Genomic DNA, 15,401 nt, shown 5'->3' on the forward strand with positions numbered 1-15,401 from the left:
TGGTAGAGGTCGCGCCGTTGTGAGGGCACAACCGTTGGTTGTGTGTGCCCGTTCACGTTTATTGGTTTGGCGCGCAGCGGGATCGCAGTAACCTGCGGTGGTGTCTGGGCCGACGCTGGACGCGCGGGAACGGTCCGCGCTGTGTGACCTTTTCGCCGACCTCGGCCCGTCCGCCCCCACGCTGATCGAGGGCTGGACGTGTCGCGATCTCGCCGCCCATCTGGTGCTGCGAGAGCGCGATGTGGTGGCCGGGCCTTGTCTCGTCCTGCCCGGTGCCTTCCAACGGTTCGCCGAGCGGCGCAGGGTTGCGCTGGCCCGTGCGGATTTCGGGTGGCTCGTCGCGCGGATCCGGTCCGGCCCGCCCGTCGGGTTCTTCCGCATCGGATGGGTTCGCGCCCTGGCCAATCTCAACGAGTTCTTCGTGCACCACGAGGACGTGCGCAGGGCTCAGGGATTGGGGCCGCGTTGTTTGGCGTCCGACATGGACGCGGCGTTGTGGCGCAACGTATGCCGCGGCGGGCGTTTTCTGAGTCGGCGGCTTTCTGGTAGCGGGCTCGCCGTGGAGTGGGCCGGCTCGCGGGTGACCGCGCGGCCTGGTTCGCCGGTGGCGCTGCTTCGCGGCGAACCGGGGGAGCTGCTGCTGTATCTCTTTGGCAGGCAAGGCGCGGCGGACGTCGAAGTGACCGGGCCGCCGGAAGCCGTTGCGGCGGTGCGGTGCGCGCACTTCGGGATGTGAGCCGTCGCCTAAGTCACAGGCGCCACACGCGTCCCTGGCCGGGGCGACACCCAAAGTGCCCGCCTCACAGCGACAATTCGCGGCGGTGGCGCGCCGAGCCCGCCGTTGTCGCTCAGAGGCGGGCACATCGGCTTATCCTTCTGAATCGCCGGCTTGTGGTCGAACGAGGCTTGCGTCGCTTCCCAATCGCTCCTCTACGACGTCGTATTCACACTTGAACGCTGACAGGCGCTTTCCGTGGGCACCTAAGTCACAGGAGCCACAGGCGCCTCTGGAAAAAGCGGCACCCAAAGTGCCCGCCTCATAGCGACAACTCGCGGCGGTGGGCGCCGAGGCCGCCGTTGTCGCTTAGAGGCGGGCACATCGGCATATCCCTGCAAATCGGCGGCGGAGAGCCGGGTGGCGAAACCATGTCGTCTCAGATCGGCGGGCGTAGCATCAGCTCATCTGAGGCCAAAGACATGAGTCACAACCCCAACGCCTCGACCGACGTCGATAAATGGGACCCCGGTCTGACTGAGCACGTCGTCGCGCTGACCCGCCCGATCGTCAAACGGTATTTCCGTTCCGAGGTGCGCGGCCTGGACAACATCCCATCGGGACCGGCGCTCGTGGTGGGTAACCATTCCGGCGGCCTCACGACGTTCGATCTGCCGGTGTTCGCCGTCGACTATTACGACAAGTACGGCTACGACCGCCCGCTCTACTCTCTTGGTTTCGACACCATCTTCGCCGGACCGGCCGGTGATTTCCTGCGGCGCACCGGGGTGATCCGGGCGACGCGCGAGAACGCCGCCGAGGCACTGGCCGCCGGTGCCATCGTGTTGGTCTATCCGGGCGGCGACTTCGATGTCTACCGGCCGACGCTGCGGGAGAACACCATTGACTTCGACGGACGAACCGGTTACGTCACCACGGCCATCGAGGCGCATGTCCCGATCGTTCCCGCCGTCTCCATCGGCGGACAGGAAAGCCAGTTCTTCTTGAGCCGTGGCAGATGGCTGGTACGAGCGCTTGGGCTGACCAAGCTGGAGCGCAAGCTGTTCCGAACGGACATCTTGCCGATCACCATCGGTTTCCCGTTCGGGCTCAGTGTCGTCGCGCCGGTCAACTTGCCGCTGCCCACCAAGATCGTCACCGAGGTGTTGCCGCCCATCGACATTGCCAAATTCGCTGATGCGTCCGACATCAACAGGCTCGACGCGCATGTGCGCGGGGTGATGCAGAAGGGGCTCAAATCCCTTGCCGCTCAACGCCACTTTCCGGTTGTCGGCTGAGCGCTTCGGTAGCAAAGACCACGTCCGGATTGAGGATGCCGGCCGGGTCGAAGCTGTGCTTGATGCGGCGCATCAGGTCGACCTTGACCGGGTCTTCCAGTTCGAGGAAGTACGGGGTTTTGGCGCGGCCCAGGCCGTGTTCGCCGGAGATGGCGCCACCCAATTCCATTGCGAGCGCGAAGATGTCGGTCATGAGCTGCTTGCGCGTGTCGGGGTCCTTACAGAAGATCGCCAGGTGCACGTTGCCGTCGCCGGCGTGCCCGCAGCCCGCCGCGGCGCCGGCGGCCGCCGCCGCCATGCCGCGCGCGGCGGACAGGAACTTCGGCATCGCGCCGCGTGGCACCACGGTGTCGATGAGGTCGTCGGCCCCTACGGCCTTCAACGTCCAGAACGCCTTCTCCCGCGCCTCGATCAGCTTGCGCGCCGAACCCCCTTCCAGCACATAGGCATCCACGGCGCCCAGCTCGGCCAGCAGCTCGCCGGCCGTCTCGACGTCCTCGTCCAGCCGCCCGGCGGTCCGGTTCTCAAGGGCCACAACGAGGTAGGCGTCGCAGCTGTCGCGGACGCGGTCGGGGACACCCAGCTCCAGGTTCTGGGTGTAAACGAGCGCGGCCATCGTCACGTTGTCGATGTACTCCAGGATGTAGGGCGCAAGGCCGCTTCCCACCACCTTGGGCACCGCCGCCATGATCTGGTCGAAGTCGGCGAACGGGGCGAGCACGGCGGCGTTGTGGTCGAGTCGCGGATGCAGCTTGACGGTCACCTCGGTGGCCAGGGCCAGGGTGCCCTCGGAGCCGACGATGAGCTGGGTCAGGTCGTAGCCGGTGGAGATCTTGGCGATCTTGCCGCCGGTGCGGATGAGCTCGCCGGTCGGCAGCGCCGCCTGCAACCCGATCACGTTGTTACGCGCGATCCCGTACTTGACCGCGTTCATGCCGCCGGCGTTGGTGCCGACGTTGCCGCCGATGCTGGACGACAGCTCGCCCGGGTGAACCATGTACCGCAGGCCGCTGTCGGCGGTCGCGGCGTCCAGTTCGGTTAGCGTGACGCCGGGTTGGACGACGGCGACCTGGTTGGTGATGTCGACCTCGAGGATCGCGTTCATGCGCTCGAAGGAGATCAGCAGCCCGTCGGCGCGGGGGATCGCCGCGCCCGACAGCCCGGTCCCGGACCCGCGGGCCGTCACCGGAACACCATTATCCGAGGCGGCCTTCAAAAGCTGCGAAACCGCTTCCGCAGAAGCGGGTTTGGCGACGTACGCCGGCCGTTGCGGCGGCTTCGTCAACACCTCGTCGTGCCAGTAGTCCTCAGGGATTGCGTCGCCGGCCAGCAGGTTGTGTTCGCCGACGATCTCGGAGAACCGCGCCGTCATGTCGCTCATTGGGGCCTCCCTCCGGTTCACCTTATCGCCGCCATGAGGTGATCGATGGGTGTTCGCATCCGGCCACGGACGACCGGCACGCAGTCATCGGCGAGGTCGGTGGTGACCTCTATACCGGAATCGTCGAGCCCATCGAGGAACCTCGGCAGTCGCTCCATCGCACCGGTCGGTAGGTCGTGCAATACGACCACGGTGTGCTGATGGGCACGGGCATCGGCGAGCGCCCGGTCGACCCATCCGCGGGGGTCGGCCCAGTCGCGCGGCACGCTGTTCCACAGGACACAGGTGTACTTCTCCGCGATCAGGTAGTCGACCGCCGTCTGATTCAGGCAGCGCCGTTCGAGCGCGCCCTCCGTTCCCCACGGTCTGAAGTAACGATCGGCACCGTCGAACTCGTCCAAAACCTCTTGTGTGCTGCCGATTTCGCGAAGGGTCTCCGCCGCGGAGAGCTCGCCGAGGGGCCGGCCGTGGGTGAAGGAGTGATTGCCGATCCGGTGGCCCTCGCTCACGGCGCGCTCGAGCAACCGGCGTCCTTCCGGTGAGCAAACCTGCTCACCGACGACGAAAAAGATTGCGGACATCTGACGCTCAGACAGGACATCGAGAACCTGATCCGTGACACCGGGTGTCGGGCCGTTGTCGAAGGTCAAGGTGATTTTGGGTCGCATCGCTTCAAAGGGTATCGCGCCACCTCTTGCCTGACTGATCGATCAGGCAGTACCGTATCCGAAGCAACGAGATGAGTCGATGGTGACCGAAGCGATTCCGAAGACCAGGGACACCGCCGGTGACACCCGGCAGCGCATCCTGCAGACGACGATGCGCTGCTTCTGCGCGTACGGCTACGAAAAGTCCTCGATGAAGCTGATCTCGGCGAAGGCCGGTGTTTCGCAGACGCTGCTGCACTACCACTTCGACACCAAGGAAAAGCTCTTCCAGGCCGCCATCGACGACATGGCCAAGAACATGTTCGCCGCGGCGGCGGCCCGGCTGTCGCAGGGACCGTCAGTGCGTGACGGACTGGCCGAGGCGGCCGGCCTGCTGTACACGCTGTTCATCGACGACCTCGACGCGGTCACCTTCATGGTCGAGTTCGCCGCGGCGGCCAACCACAACGAGTTCTTGCGCACCGCGTATGTCGACTATCGCGATACCCAGCGACGGCAGTTGGGTGAGCTGCTGCGCACCATTGCCGGTGATGAGGCGCCGCAGGACTCGATCGACGAGGCGGTGCGTCTCTGCGAAATCGTGTTGCTCGGCATGTCGATGCAGCGCCCGTTCGTCGCCGACACTGAAAGGTTCCGCGCCGACTTCGACGCCTTCGCCGAGATGATCGCCGCCCGCTTCACCGAAGGATTGGATCCGAAAAGCCGATGACTCCGAACACCACCATTCAGGCAGTGCCGCCGCTGGTCGAAGACGCAGTGACCGGATCCGGCGGCAAACGAATCTTCGTGCGCCGCTACGACAACGACAAGGCCGACTATGTCTTGGTGCTGGTGCATGGCACCGCGGGCAACAGCCAGAGTTACGACGCGTTCGCCGAGCACATGCGCCGCCACTACCGTGCGGCGGTCTATTCCTTCGACCTGACCGGGCATGGCCGCACCGAGGGCAAGCCGGGTGTGTTCAGTTTCGAAGCCTTCCTCGAAGACACCAGGGCGGTCACCGATTACGCCGCACGACGCACGTCCCTGCCCGTCGTCGTGCACGGCGCCAGCCAAGGCGGGGAGGTCGCCTTCCACGCGCTCGACGCGTGCCCGGCCGTGACGGCCGGTGTGTGCATGAACATCCTGTTGAACCACGAGGCGCCAATGAGCCTGCCGATCCGGCTCTTCCGGTCGCCGCTGGCGAAATTCGCGGCGGAGAAGGTGGGCGATCGGCTGCGCGTCCCGCTGCGGCGGTTCATCGACTTCAAGGCCGCCTACCAAGAAGACCCCGGACTGCTGGACACCAAGAAGAACGACCCGCTTTACGTCTGGTCGTACGGGTTCAAGAGCTACCACTCCGTGTTCAACTATGTGCCGCCGAAACCCGCCGCCGCCAACACGAAACCCGTCCTGATCGCCTGCGGCGAGCACGATGAGATTGTCGGTGTCGAGCACTGCCGAGCCTGCTTCGAGCGGATCGGCGGGACCAAGGACTTCTTCGTGATGCCCGGTGGGGGCCATCAGCTCATGTTGTTCGACACCGGCGTCTACAGCCGCGTGATCGACTCGTGGATTCGGCAGCGTGTGCTCGGCGGGGCCCAATCATGGCAGGCACCAGTCGAACCCGAGGAGCGGAGCTACTTCGAATTCCTGGAACGTGAACGGGCCAACGACGCGGCGGGTGAGCCCGAATACCACTATTCGATCATCGATCGCGCGCTGATGCGGATCAGTAACGGCACGATCGAGCGCGGGGTCCGTTACTTCTCCAACGCCGAAGTGAGCGAGCAGTGGCGCTTCACCGCCGATCTCGTCGGCGAAATCGACTACGCCGCATGGGACTTCCTCCGTAACTACCTTCCGCCGACGAATGGTCAACGCCCGGCGATGGCCGTGGTCGGCTGCGGCAGCGGCGGGGCGATCGCGGGGTTGCTCGAACGATATCCGGAGTTGGGTGAATGGGACGTCGTCGGCATCGACGTCGACTACAAGTCGATCACCGCGGCCCGCAAGCGCTTCGCCGACAACACTAACGTGAGCTTCATCGTCGGCGACGCTCGTAACCCGGAGGTGTTGGGCGCCAACCGGTTCGACCTTGTCTACCTGCACGGAGTGCTTGACCACTGCACCGAGCACCGCCGCCTGATGGACAGCGTCTTTCGCGCGCTGAAGCCTGGTGGCCGGATGTTCTATGTCGCACCGGATCGCAACCTGTGCACGTGGCTGTGTTTCGTCACGATCGGACCGCTGTTCGTGTTCGGCCTGCACAAGCCGAACCACGACTTTCGGCGGTTCCCTCGTCCGGCCGAGTTGAACGCGATGCTCCAGGACGCCGGTTTCGAGCTGCTGCCCCGGCGCGACCGGCCGGCCGTCCCCGCCATGGTCGGGGTCGAATACAAGTCGGGGATGAATCCGTTTCCGGTCAAGAGGTCGGTGCGCACCCGGGCCCTCGGCGAGGAGATCTTCGAGCACACCGAGCCCAGGTGGTGGTTGGGGAACGGCTTCGTCGGCGAGTACGCGGGGGCCGTCCACAAACCGCCGCAGGACGCCGCTGTTTAACGCCTGTCGAGTAGCGGGTTTCGATTTCGGATTGGGTGGTTATCCCGAACCAGCAGGGAGTCAGCTTCCCGACAGGAGATCGACACGGACCTCCAAGGAACCCAGTCTTACCGCGGCCAGGGCAGTAACGAAGTGCCTCTGGTGCCGGGCGGGGTTCTTGGCGACGGTCGGTACGAGCTGCGTGGCGTCCTGGGCCGCGGCGCGATGGCCGAAGTGCGTGAGGGATGGGACCGGAAGCTGAACCGGCCCGTCGCCATCAAGCTGCTCTATCCCGGGGTGGCCGACCGGCCGGACAGCCGGTTGCGGTTCGAAACGGAGGCGCACGCGGCGGCGCGGCTGACCGGCCGGCACGTCGTGGTGGTCCACGACATCGGCGAGCACCACGGGTTGCCGTTCATCGTCATGGAGCGGCTACCGGGTGTGTCGCTGGCCGACCACATCGCCCGCGGGCCGCTGCCACCGGCGTTCGTGCACGTCGTGCTCGACGGTGTTCTCGACGCCCTTGCCGAGGCGCATAGCGTCGGCATCCTGCACCGCGACGTCAAGCCGGGCAACATCCTGTTCACCGCCGCCGGCGAGCCCAAGCTCGCCGATTTCGGCATCGCCAAGACGTCCGGCGCCGCCTACACCAGGGCGGGCGAAGTCGTCGGCAGCATGGCGTATCTGAGTCCCGACCGGTTGACGTCGAAGCCGGCCACGGTGGTCGACGACCTGTATGCCGTGGGCGTGGTGGGTTACGAGGCGCTGACCGCGCGCCGGCCGTTCCCGCAGGAGGACCTGGGCGCGCTGGCACGCGCGATCCTGCACACGTCACCGCCGCCGCTGGCCGCGCTGCGCCCGGACGTTCCACCGCCCCTGGCCGCCGCGATCGAACGCGCGATGGCGCGCGACCCGGCATGGCGGTTCGACCACGCCGGCGCGATGCGAGCCGCGCTCGCCGGCACTGCCCCAGCAGCGATGCCCACTGGCACCCGGGTGATGGAGGCGCCGCCGGCCGCCGTGCTGACCTATACACCCGCCGGTGCGACCCCGGAGCCGGACGCTCCGCGGCGCAAGTGGTGGATCGCGGCGATCGTTGCCGCGTTCTTGTTGGCGCTGCTCCTGTTGGCCATCGATCCGCCGTTCTCGGCGCCACCGCCGACGCCGACCACGACCACCACCACGCCGACGCCGCCGACGACCACCGCCACCACCACGCCCAGCAGCACCGCGGAACCGGCGCCACCGCCCCCACCCGGTCACCCCGGCAAAAAGCCCAAAGGCGGGCACGGCGGCTGACTTGAAAACTCTTCACTCAACGGCGGGGTAACCCCGACGTTTGGGCGGCTTGATTTTGCCTGGCAACAGGGGCATCTGAGTGACTGGCAGGCGCGTGACGTGCAGCCTACGCTCGCGCTGTGCGGCAAACGATGCGTGTGGACAGCGCCGGTGTCGGGGCTATGGCGGCCCGCTGGGGTGCATTGGTGGATGGTCTGGACGGCACGGCCGCGCCAACGGGGCTGTTGTCCTATCAGCCCAGCGCGGCCGCCGTCAACGGTGCCCACGTTGATGTCGCGGTGTTCACCGCAGGGCTGGCCGGTCGGGTGCGTGCACGCGCCATCGGCGTCGGTCAAGCCGATGCGCGCTACATTGCCAATGAAGCTGAATCTGCCACCGACCTCGCTGCGGTAGCTCCGCCGGTGACCAGCGTGTAGCGATGGCGGCGGTTGGCGGGGCTCCTAATCTGTCGGCACTGTTAGCCTGGCCCACCGACCATCTCACCGAGGCGGCCGCTCACTGGGACGCCGTTGGTGAGCGTAGCTATGTTGTCGCCCATCAGGTTTGGCGAGACGCCGCCTCGGTCGATTGGCGCGGCGAAGCCGCCGACGCGTTGCGTCGTGCGATGCATGCCGACCTGCAAGCCACGAGCGCAGCAGTCGACCAGCTACAGGCGGCAACCCGGGTCGCTCGCAGCGGGGCGTCGGATTTGTATGCGGCCCGATCCCGAGTTCGCTACGCGGTAGATGATGCTCGTTCAGCGGGATTCGAAGTGGGCGAGGACCTTTCGGTCACCGACCGCATGGGTGGCGGGTCAGCCGCGGAGCGGGCCGCGCGGCGCGCCGCAGCACAGGCGTTCGCCGGCGAAATCCGCCAAAGCGCCACGCAACTGGTTGGCCTGGATCAGCAAGTCGCCAGCAAAATCACCGCCGCGGTGGCCGGAATCCGCGACACGTTCCCGCAACCTCCCGCCTCTATCGCTCCTCCGCCGGCCCAAAATCGCCATGTCTACGCCGTCGACCGCGTCTGGAAACAAGACGGCAACGGCGGACCGAATCCCGGGCCTACCGGCGGCCCCAGCGGTGACGATATCCGTCGGGTGCTTGAGAGACTGCCTGTTGGCGATCGACCAGACGTCAGGGAAGTGCGTTCTCCGCAAGATCTCGAGAACTTGTGGAAATGGGCCAAACAGCACGGAGTCGAAATGCCGAACGGCTACGGCGACCCCGGCAAAGGGATTCGATACCGGCTACCTGACGGCACGACGATCGGGCAGCGCTGGACCGCCGAGTCCAACGGAAAACCAGTTGTTGACATCAACATTCCCGGTCACGGTGGCTATACAAAAGTTCACATCAATCCGAGAGGTGGGGTACCAGAAATAGCGCTCTCCCCGCCGCGTCCTGCTGGCCCGCCTGCGTCCGGAGAACCTGCTGTCACCCCGCAGGCACCGGTCCGTGCGCCCGTCGAAGCTCCGCCCGCTGTTAAACCCGCCCCAGGCACCCCAGAGGGTGGGGGCGCAATGCCAGGTTTCGGCGGGCTGCCCCCAAACTCCCCTGCGACGGGCCCGCACCCCATCCATATTCCGCATACTTTGGACCACAAATGGCCGCTTCTCGGCGAGATTCCCGAAGAATTCGAAGGCCCACAAGAATGATGACCGAAGCTAACAACCCAAAGAACTGCTACGTCGGAGAAAATGATGATCCAGCCTGATGACCGGCATCTAGGGCACAACAAGCCGGGAATTAACGCCGAAGAGTTCCTGCGTAAGGAGCTGCTGCTCGACGGGCTGGCAATGTGTGTCCCGATGGCGCAGGTCACATCCGTCATGAGACGTCACCACCTCGCCGATACCGTCGAGGATGAGCAAAACTTGGTGCTGCGCACGATTCGATCCCTGCTCGACGACGGCCTCATGAAGATCGGAGACATACTCGGCGCTTCCGATGAACGAGTGGTGCCCTGGGATCTCTCGATCGATGCCGCCATGAAGCGCCTTCGCGATCTTTTCGTCGGCCACTACGACGAGCCCACGCTGTGGGATCTGGCGGTCTGGTTCCAATTGACACCCGACGGCGAAAAAGTGGCCGAGTCGCTGAAAGGCGGGCAGTAGTTCGACCGTTAGCGCGGTCAGCGCTGTCCGCGCCGTACCCGGGCAACAAACACAAAGGCGGGCACGGCGGCTGAGGTCGATATGGGATCGGTAGCTGGCCGGCCGTTGTGTGCTTACGGCATGAGGAAGAAGTGGATGGCCGGCGCGCTGCTGACCGCCGGCATCGGCGCGGGGCTGGCCGTGGGCGTCGCGCAGGCCGACCCGTATGGCCACGTCGGCGGGAACTGCCCGGCCGGGCACACGTGCGGCAGGTGGTGCCCGGGCGAGCGCGTCCCGGACAACTTCATCAGCTGGGACATGGGCGTGTGCCACCTCTATTACTACGACTACCGCGGCGTCGTCGACGCCGACACCGGCGCCGTCTACGGGTGGCCGAGCGGCCCGATCACCGCCGCCCCGCGGGCGCCGGCCGGCCCGCCCAACTTCAACTGCGGCCTATTCTGGTGCCCGGTGCCGCCGCACGCGTGAGCCGCCGCACGTTAGGTCGGCGCCCAATTCGGGAACCCGCACGGCTGGACCTTTACGACCTAGCGAAAGGACTGCCCATTGACCTCGCGGCTTGGCACCCGGTTCGGGCCCTACGAGCTGCGATCGCTGATCGGTGAGGGCGCGACGGGCGAGGTCTACCGGGCGCACGACACGGTCAGGGACCGGACGGTCGCGGTCAAGCTGTTGCCTGCCGAGATGGCCGCCGAACCCGGCTTCCAGCAACGCTTTCGGCGGGAGTGCGCTGTTGCCGCGCGGTTGCAGGAGCCCCACGTCATCCCGGTGCACGACTTCGGTTCGATTCATGGCGTTTATTACGTCGACATGCAGCTGGTCGAGGGCGGCAGCCTCAAGGACCTGCTGCGCGAGCGGGGCCCGCTGGAAGCGCCGCGCGCCGCGTCGATCGTGGCGCAGGTGGCACGGGCGCTGGACGCCGCGCACGCCGCCGGGCTGGTGCACCTGGGTGTCCGGCCGGAACACGTGCTGCTGACCCCCGATCACTTCGCGAGTCTCGTCGACTTCGGCATCGGGCATGCCGACGGTTCGTGCGTGTATATGGCGCCCGAGCGGTTCACGACCGGCCGGGTGGGACCGCAGACCGACGTGTACTCGCTGGCCTGCCTGCTCTACGAGTGCCTCACCGGGCATCCGCCGTTCGAGGCCACGGACCCGGCCGAGCTGAAGAGTGCTCACATGTTGTCGCCGGCGCCGCGACCCAGCATCATGCGGCGCGGCGTCGGCCGGGCTTTCGACGACGTCATCGCCCGCGGCATGGCGAAACAGCGTGAGGCGCGGTTCGCGTCCGCGGGTGAATTGGCCCGGGCGGCCAGCGAGGCGGTGAACGCGGCATACGAGCCGGTCGCGGTCGGTGCCGAAGCCGGGCCCCTGCGCACCCGGCCGTTTGAGGCGGTCTATCCGAATCCGGAGGACACCGGCTTCAGCCCGTATCCGCCCGTTGAGCCTTCGCCGCCGGCGCCGCGTCGACCCTTGTTGGGTGGCCGGGCGCCGCTGGTGGGGATCGGGGCGGCGGTGGTGCTGGTGATCGTCGGGCTGGTCGTGGCGCTGGTATCGGCTCTTGTTGACCACCGTGCGCCAGCGCCCCAGGCGTCCAAGGCTTCTCCCGCGCCGTCGAGCTCGCCGTCGCCGAAGACGCCGACGCTGTCGGCTCCGGTGAAGGGCGCCGACGGGCTGGGGTTCGTCGGCGAAACGGCACGTTGCGACCCCGGGAACCCGCCGGCGGCCGTGGTGCGCACCGCAAAGTCGCTGGCGGTGGTGTGCCAAAACCTCAGCGGCAGTTACTACTACCGCGGGGAGCGCATCCGCGACGGCGCGCACATCGAACTGTCGAACGCCGAGCGGGTCGGGGATGGGTTCGACGTCACCAACCCGGTCGACGGCGTGGTCTACGAGGTGCGCCCGAATCGGCTGAGGATCATCAGCGGCAGCCACGTCGATTCGTCGGAGCCGGTGTTGCAGTACGCAACGGCGTCGGGATGATCTATGCCGGCCGGCTGCCGATCTCCAGGCCGGCCAGCTCGCAGGTGCCGTCGAACACCACCCGGCCGTAATCCCGTACTCTGCAATGCAATCGGCCGGCAAGGTGCTCGAAGTCGGTGTCGATGTTGTGCCGCTGTGCGGGCAGCGGCACCGGTAAAACGTGCGGATCCGCGCGGGTGCCGTCTCCGTCGAGCTCGATCTGGTAGCGGGGGGTGCGCGCCGACACGGTCCAGCGTCCGTCGCCGACGTCCGATCGCACGGGCGCCGGCGGGGTGACCCGGATGACGCGGTCGCCGAGTCGCACGACCACTCCGGTGACGTCCCTGCGGATCGGGCCGAGCTGGAGAAGGCCGCCCGAGAAGGCGACCGAGACGTCGGCGTCGCCGAAATCGTGTGCCTGACCCCACCACCAGCGCTCGGGGAAGCCGGCTCCCCAGTTGCGTTCCGTGTAGAGCCGGGCGTCACTGAACGACCACGTGCGGTCACGGAATTTGACTGTGCCGGTGGCTTTTCCGCCGAGTCGGTAGGGATGCCAGTATTGGTTGAGGAACGGGACCGAGGAAAAGACGCCGCCTCCGCCAAAGGCCTTGGGCCAGTTGAACGGATCGGTGAAATGCAAGTCGAGGTGGATGCTGTCGAGGTCGATCGTGAGCCGATCGGTGCTCGCCGCCACGCGGCAGTCGGGAGCGGTCCCGGCGTGCACGGAGAAAGTGGACGATTCGGCGTGGGCGCCGTCCACGACGGCGGAGCGCACCACGTCTCCGGGATGCAGCGCGACCGCCAGAGTGGCCCAGTCCCCGTCTGGATTCCGGTTCACGCTGCACAGCGCGACGACGACGCGGCCCGAGGCGGCATCGGTGAGGCGCCAGAACCAGCCCTCCATTTCTGTCCCGTGCGAGGGAACCGGGTCCCCGAAGGGGACGTCGGCGCCGGTGCGCCGATAGGCATGGACCAGCGGCTTGGCCGCGCTCGCCGCTATCGATCGCAGGTAGGAGGCGGTCATCGCTTGTCGGCCAGCCCCGACTGCACGAGCGCGTCGTCGATGAAGCGCTGCACCGGCCGCGAACCGAAGAATCCGGTGTGACCGCCTGGGTACCACTGGATTTCGGGTTTGCCCCAGTGCTCCCAAAGTCGGGTGACCTGGTCGCGTGGGTGCACCAGCCGGTCGGCGAGGCCGGCGTAGATGAAGCGGCCCTCTTTCGGCACGCCCGGGGTCAGCGCCAGCGGGGAGATCATCCGGCCGAGGGGTTTGGCCGAGTTCATGGTCTGGCGCAGGGCGGTGTGGCCGCTGAGGCCGGCGTGGCGGCCGACCAGGTTCACTAGGTCGACGGCCGGCACGCCCAGGATCGCGCAAGTGAGTCGGTCGTCGAGGCTGGCGACCAGCGACGAGATCAGGCCGCCGAGGGAGATGCCGTTGACCCCGATTGCCGCGTCGGGCTGCTGCGCGCGGATCCAGGCGATCAGCCGCCGGATGTCCCAGACCGCTTGGGCGGCGCCGTGCACGTCGTCGAGCACGTCCTCGCTGGGGAACTTTGGTCCGCCGCTTGCTCGGGGGCCGTGCAGGGGGAGTACCGGTAGCACGATGTTGAGGTCGAGTTGTCGGTACAGGTGCGACGCATGAAATAGCATGGGGTCGAGCGCGGCGCGTCCCATCTCCGCGCCGTGGATACAGATCAGCCAGGGCCGCGGCCGGCGGTGCCGGAACATCAGGGCGTATTCGCGGTTGTTGCCGGTGTAGCTCAGCCAGCGGTCGCGGCCGGGTTCGCCATCGTGCGGCGCATAGCCGCTGTCGAAGGACAGCCGCTCGTAGTTGCGGCCCACGCTGCTGACGCGTCTGACCGTGACGTCGGTGAGGGGTGGAGGTGGGGCGAAGAACCCCTCGGGATTGTCGAGCCAGCCCTTGTTTTTGTAGAAGTTTTGTGCCGCAAGAACTTCAGCGTTGATTCGCTCCAGCGTTTCGGCGTCGGGAGCTCGGCGCAACAGGCTGAAGCCGGCTAGCAGGATTTCGTCGCGGAATGCCTGCGCGGCGAGAGCAAGGGTGGGCCGGGCGACCGGTAGCTCGTCGGGTTGACGATCCAGGTAGGTGCCCCACGCACGGGCGTAGAAGCCGCCGGTGCGGGTGAACGGGCCCAGCATTTGCGTCATCGGGTTGGCGGGCATCTAGCCTCGCCGCGCTTCGGGGGTGAAGGTGACCGGCAGCGTGCCCAGGCCGGTCATGCTCGGGTTGCCCAGGTATTGGTGGACGTTTTGCACGTCGACTTGGTAGTCGGGGATGCGGTCGAGGACGGCCCTGACCATCACCTCGGCCATCAGCCGCGCCAGGTGCGATCCGATGCAGCGGTGCGGCCCGAGTCCAAAGGCGACGTGACGGTTGGGTGATCGGTCCAGGATGATCTCGTCGGGCATTGGGAATTCTTTCTCGTCGTGGTTGGCCGACAACCAGCTGATGACGACTCTGTCGTTCTTTCTCAGGCGTTGGCCGTTGAGTTCAACGTCGTGAGTGACTGTGCGGCTGAGGGTTTGGTTGACGCTGAAGTAGCGCAGGAATTCGTCCGTGGCGGTGCGGTAGAGCTCGGGGTGATCGATGAGTTGTTGCCTGAGGGCCGGGTGGTTGCCCAGGTGGTTGAGGGTGAGCGCGGTCTGGGAGGTGGTGGTATCGACACCGCCGCCGATGAGGTTCCACAAAATGTTGAGCAGCTGTTCGTCGGTGAGGCGGTGGCCGTCGAACTCGAACTGGATGAGGAAGCTGGTCAGGTCGTCTGTCGGTTTTGCTCGTCTGCTGGCCGCGTACTCGAGGACTTCTTCCATCATCTTCGGGACTTTGGCGATGGCTTCGAGGTACTCCGGGCTGTCCTGCGGGACGGCCATCACGGAGTGAAAGAGGTTGGCGTAGAGGTGCCAGTTATCGAGGGGCAGGCCCATCAGCTTCATGGTGAGGATGGCCGGGACCGGGCTGGCGTAGTCGAGAACGAGGTCCATGCGGCCGTCTTCGATCTTCTGGTCCAGGAACTCATGCGCCTTTTGTTCCATGAAAGGCTTGAGTCTCTGTAAGGCGCCGGGGGAGAGGAACGGGGCTAGCGCGTGCCGTAGGGCTAGGTGGTAGGGGCCGTCGACTTCGCCGATGCCCAGCGCCGGTTGACCTTCGGGGCGCGGGACGCCCATCTCTCCTTGATAGTCGACGCCGTCTTCGGCGTTGGGCTCGTACTTGTGGGCGAAGGTGTCGCCGTCTCTGGCCGTGTGGCTGACCGCGTCGTAGCTGCTGAGGAACCAGAATCCGCCGTAGTTCTCATTCCAGGCGACCGGGCAGCGTTGCCTCAGCTCGGCGTTGATGGCCAACTCGTTGAGGTTGAACGCGTCGGAGTGATGGTCGAAGTCGACGATGGCGTCGTCGCTGACGTCGGGACGTGTTGCCATCTGGTTGGTCCTCCACCGCGGCCGAGGT

At 66.5% G+C, this 15,401-nt stretch carries 15 protein-coding genes; 10 read left to right on the plus strand and 5 right to left on the minus strand.

The genetic code is table 11. The features are described 5' to 3' along the window. Positions 1–100: 100 nt before the first annotated feature. A complete protein-coding gene (locus A5773_RS22555; RefSeq protein ID WP_067792742.1) occupies positions 101–736 on the plus strand; it encodes a TIGR03085 family metal-binding protein in 636 nt (211 codons plus the stop codon). 461 nt (positions 737–1,197) lie between these two features. Then, on the plus strand, positions 1,198–2,013 hold the full coding sequence (locus A5773_RS22560) for a 1-acyl-sn-glycerol-3-phosphate acyltransferase (protein ID WP_067792665.1): 816 nt from the start codon (positions 1,198–1,200) through the stop codon (positions 2,011–2,013). Here A5773_RS22560 and A5773_RS22565 read toward each other — a convergent pair. After that, positions 1,970–3,394, minus strand: a complete 1,425-nt coding sequence (locus A5773_RS22565; protein ID WP_067792669.1) for an FAD-binding oxidoreductase — start codon at positions 3,392–3,394, stop codon at positions 1,970–1,972. The two genes, A5773_RS22560 and A5773_RS22565, sit on opposite strands and share 44 nt — an antisense overlap. Before the next feature lie 17 nt (positions 3,395–3,411). After that, positions 3,412–4,062 carry a polysaccharide deacetylase family protein gene (locus A5773_RS22570; RefSeq protein ID WP_067792672.1) on the minus strand — a complete coding sequence of 217 codons (651 nt, stop codon included), beginning with the start codon at positions 4,060–4,062 and terminating at the stop codon, positions 3,412–3,414. A gap of 82 nt (positions 4,063–4,144) precedes the next feature. Here A5773_RS22570 and A5773_RS22575 point away from each other — a divergent pair, with 82 nt between their 5' ends. The 8 genes from A5773_RS22575 to A5773_RS22610 all read left to right on the plus strand — a co-directional run bounded on the left by A5773_RS22575 (position 4,145) and on the right by A5773_RS22610 (position 11,959). Further along, complete coding sequence (locus A5773_RS22575; protein WP_369817390.1) at positions 4,145–4,771, plus strand: TetR/AcrR family transcriptional regulator; 627 nt, start codon at positions 4,145–4,147, stop codon at positions 4,769–4,771. Beyond that, positions 4,768–6,603 (plus strand): alpha/beta fold hydrolase, encoded by a 1,836-nt coding sequence (locus A5773_RS22580; protein WP_067792679.1) that lies wholly within the window; start codon positions 4,768–4,770, stop codon positions 6,601–6,603. Before A5773_RS22575 ends, A5773_RS22580 begins: the two co-directional genes overlap by 4 nt. A 132-nt stretch (positions 6,604–6,735) precedes the next feature. Beyond that, complete coding sequence (locus A5773_RS22585) at positions 6,736–7,881, plus strand: serine/threonine-protein kinase (protein ID WP_232001949.1); 1,146 nt, start codon at positions 6,736–6,738, stop codon at positions 7,879–7,881. A gap of 119 nt (positions 7,882–8,000) precedes the next feature. Beyond that, positions 8,001–8,297, plus strand: coding sequence for a hypothetical protein (locus tag A5773_RS22590; RefSeq protein WP_231989219.1), 297 nt, complete (start codon positions 8,001–8,003; stop codon positions 8,295–8,297). A 2-nt stretch (positions 8,298–8,299) separates the two neighbouring features. Beyond that, positions 8,300–9,517, plus strand: a complete 1,218-nt coding sequence (locus A5773_RS26605; protein ID WP_232001954.1) for a hypothetical protein — start codon at positions 8,300–8,302, stop codon at positions 9,515–9,517. Positions 9,518–9,562: 45 nt separating this feature from the next. Continuing rightward, complete coding sequence (locus A5773_RS22600) at positions 9,563–9,976, plus strand: hypothetical protein (protein ID WP_156659729.1); 414 nt, start codon at positions 9,563–9,565, stop codon at positions 9,974–9,976. 120 nt (positions 9,977–10,096) lie between these two features. Continuing rightward, positions 10,097–10,444 carry a hypothetical protein gene (locus A5773_RS22605; RefSeq protein ID WP_067792685.1) on the plus strand — a complete coding sequence of 116 codons (348 nt, stop codon included), beginning with the start codon at positions 10,097–10,099 and terminating at the stop codon, positions 10,442–10,444. A gap of 78 nt (positions 10,445–10,522) precedes the next feature. After that, complete coding sequence (locus tag A5773_RS22610) at positions 10,523–11,959, plus strand: serine/threonine-protein kinase (RefSeq protein ID WP_067792688.1); 1,437 nt, start codon at positions 10,523–10,525, stop codon at positions 11,957–11,959. A 1-nt stretch (position 11,960) separates the two neighbouring features. On the opposite strand, the gene A5773_RS22615 is transcribed toward A5773_RS22610, so the two are convergent. The 3 genes from A5773_RS22615 to A5773_RS22625 are packed head-to-tail and all read right to left on the minus strand — an operon-like array spanning position 11,961 to position 15,373. Continuing rightward, positions 11,961–12,962 carry a tocopherol cyclase family protein gene (locus A5773_RS22615; RefSeq protein ID WP_067792691.1) on the minus strand — a complete coding sequence of 334 codons (1,002 nt, stop codon included), beginning with the start codon at positions 12,960–12,962 and terminating at the stop codon, positions 11,961–11,963. Next, entirely contained in the window at positions 12,959–14,119 is a 1,161-nt protein-coding gene (locus A5773_RS22620) for an alpha/beta hydrolase (RefSeq protein ID WP_067792694.1), read from the minus strand. Before A5773_RS22620 ends, A5773_RS22615 begins: the two co-directional genes overlap by 4 nt. Beyond that, positions 14,120–15,373 carry a cytochrome P450 gene (locus tag A5773_RS22625; RefSeq protein ID WP_067792696.1) on the minus strand — a complete coding sequence of 418 codons (1,254 nt, stop codon included), beginning with the start codon at positions 15,371–15,373 and terminating at the stop codon, positions 14,120–14,122. Positions 15,374–15,401: the final 28 nt, after the last annotated feature.

It is taken from the genome of Mycobacterium sp. 852014-52450_SCH5900713, assembly GCF_001667075.1.
GTDB lineage: Bacteria > Actinomycetota > Actinomycetes > Mycobacteriales > Mycobacteriaceae > Mycobacterium.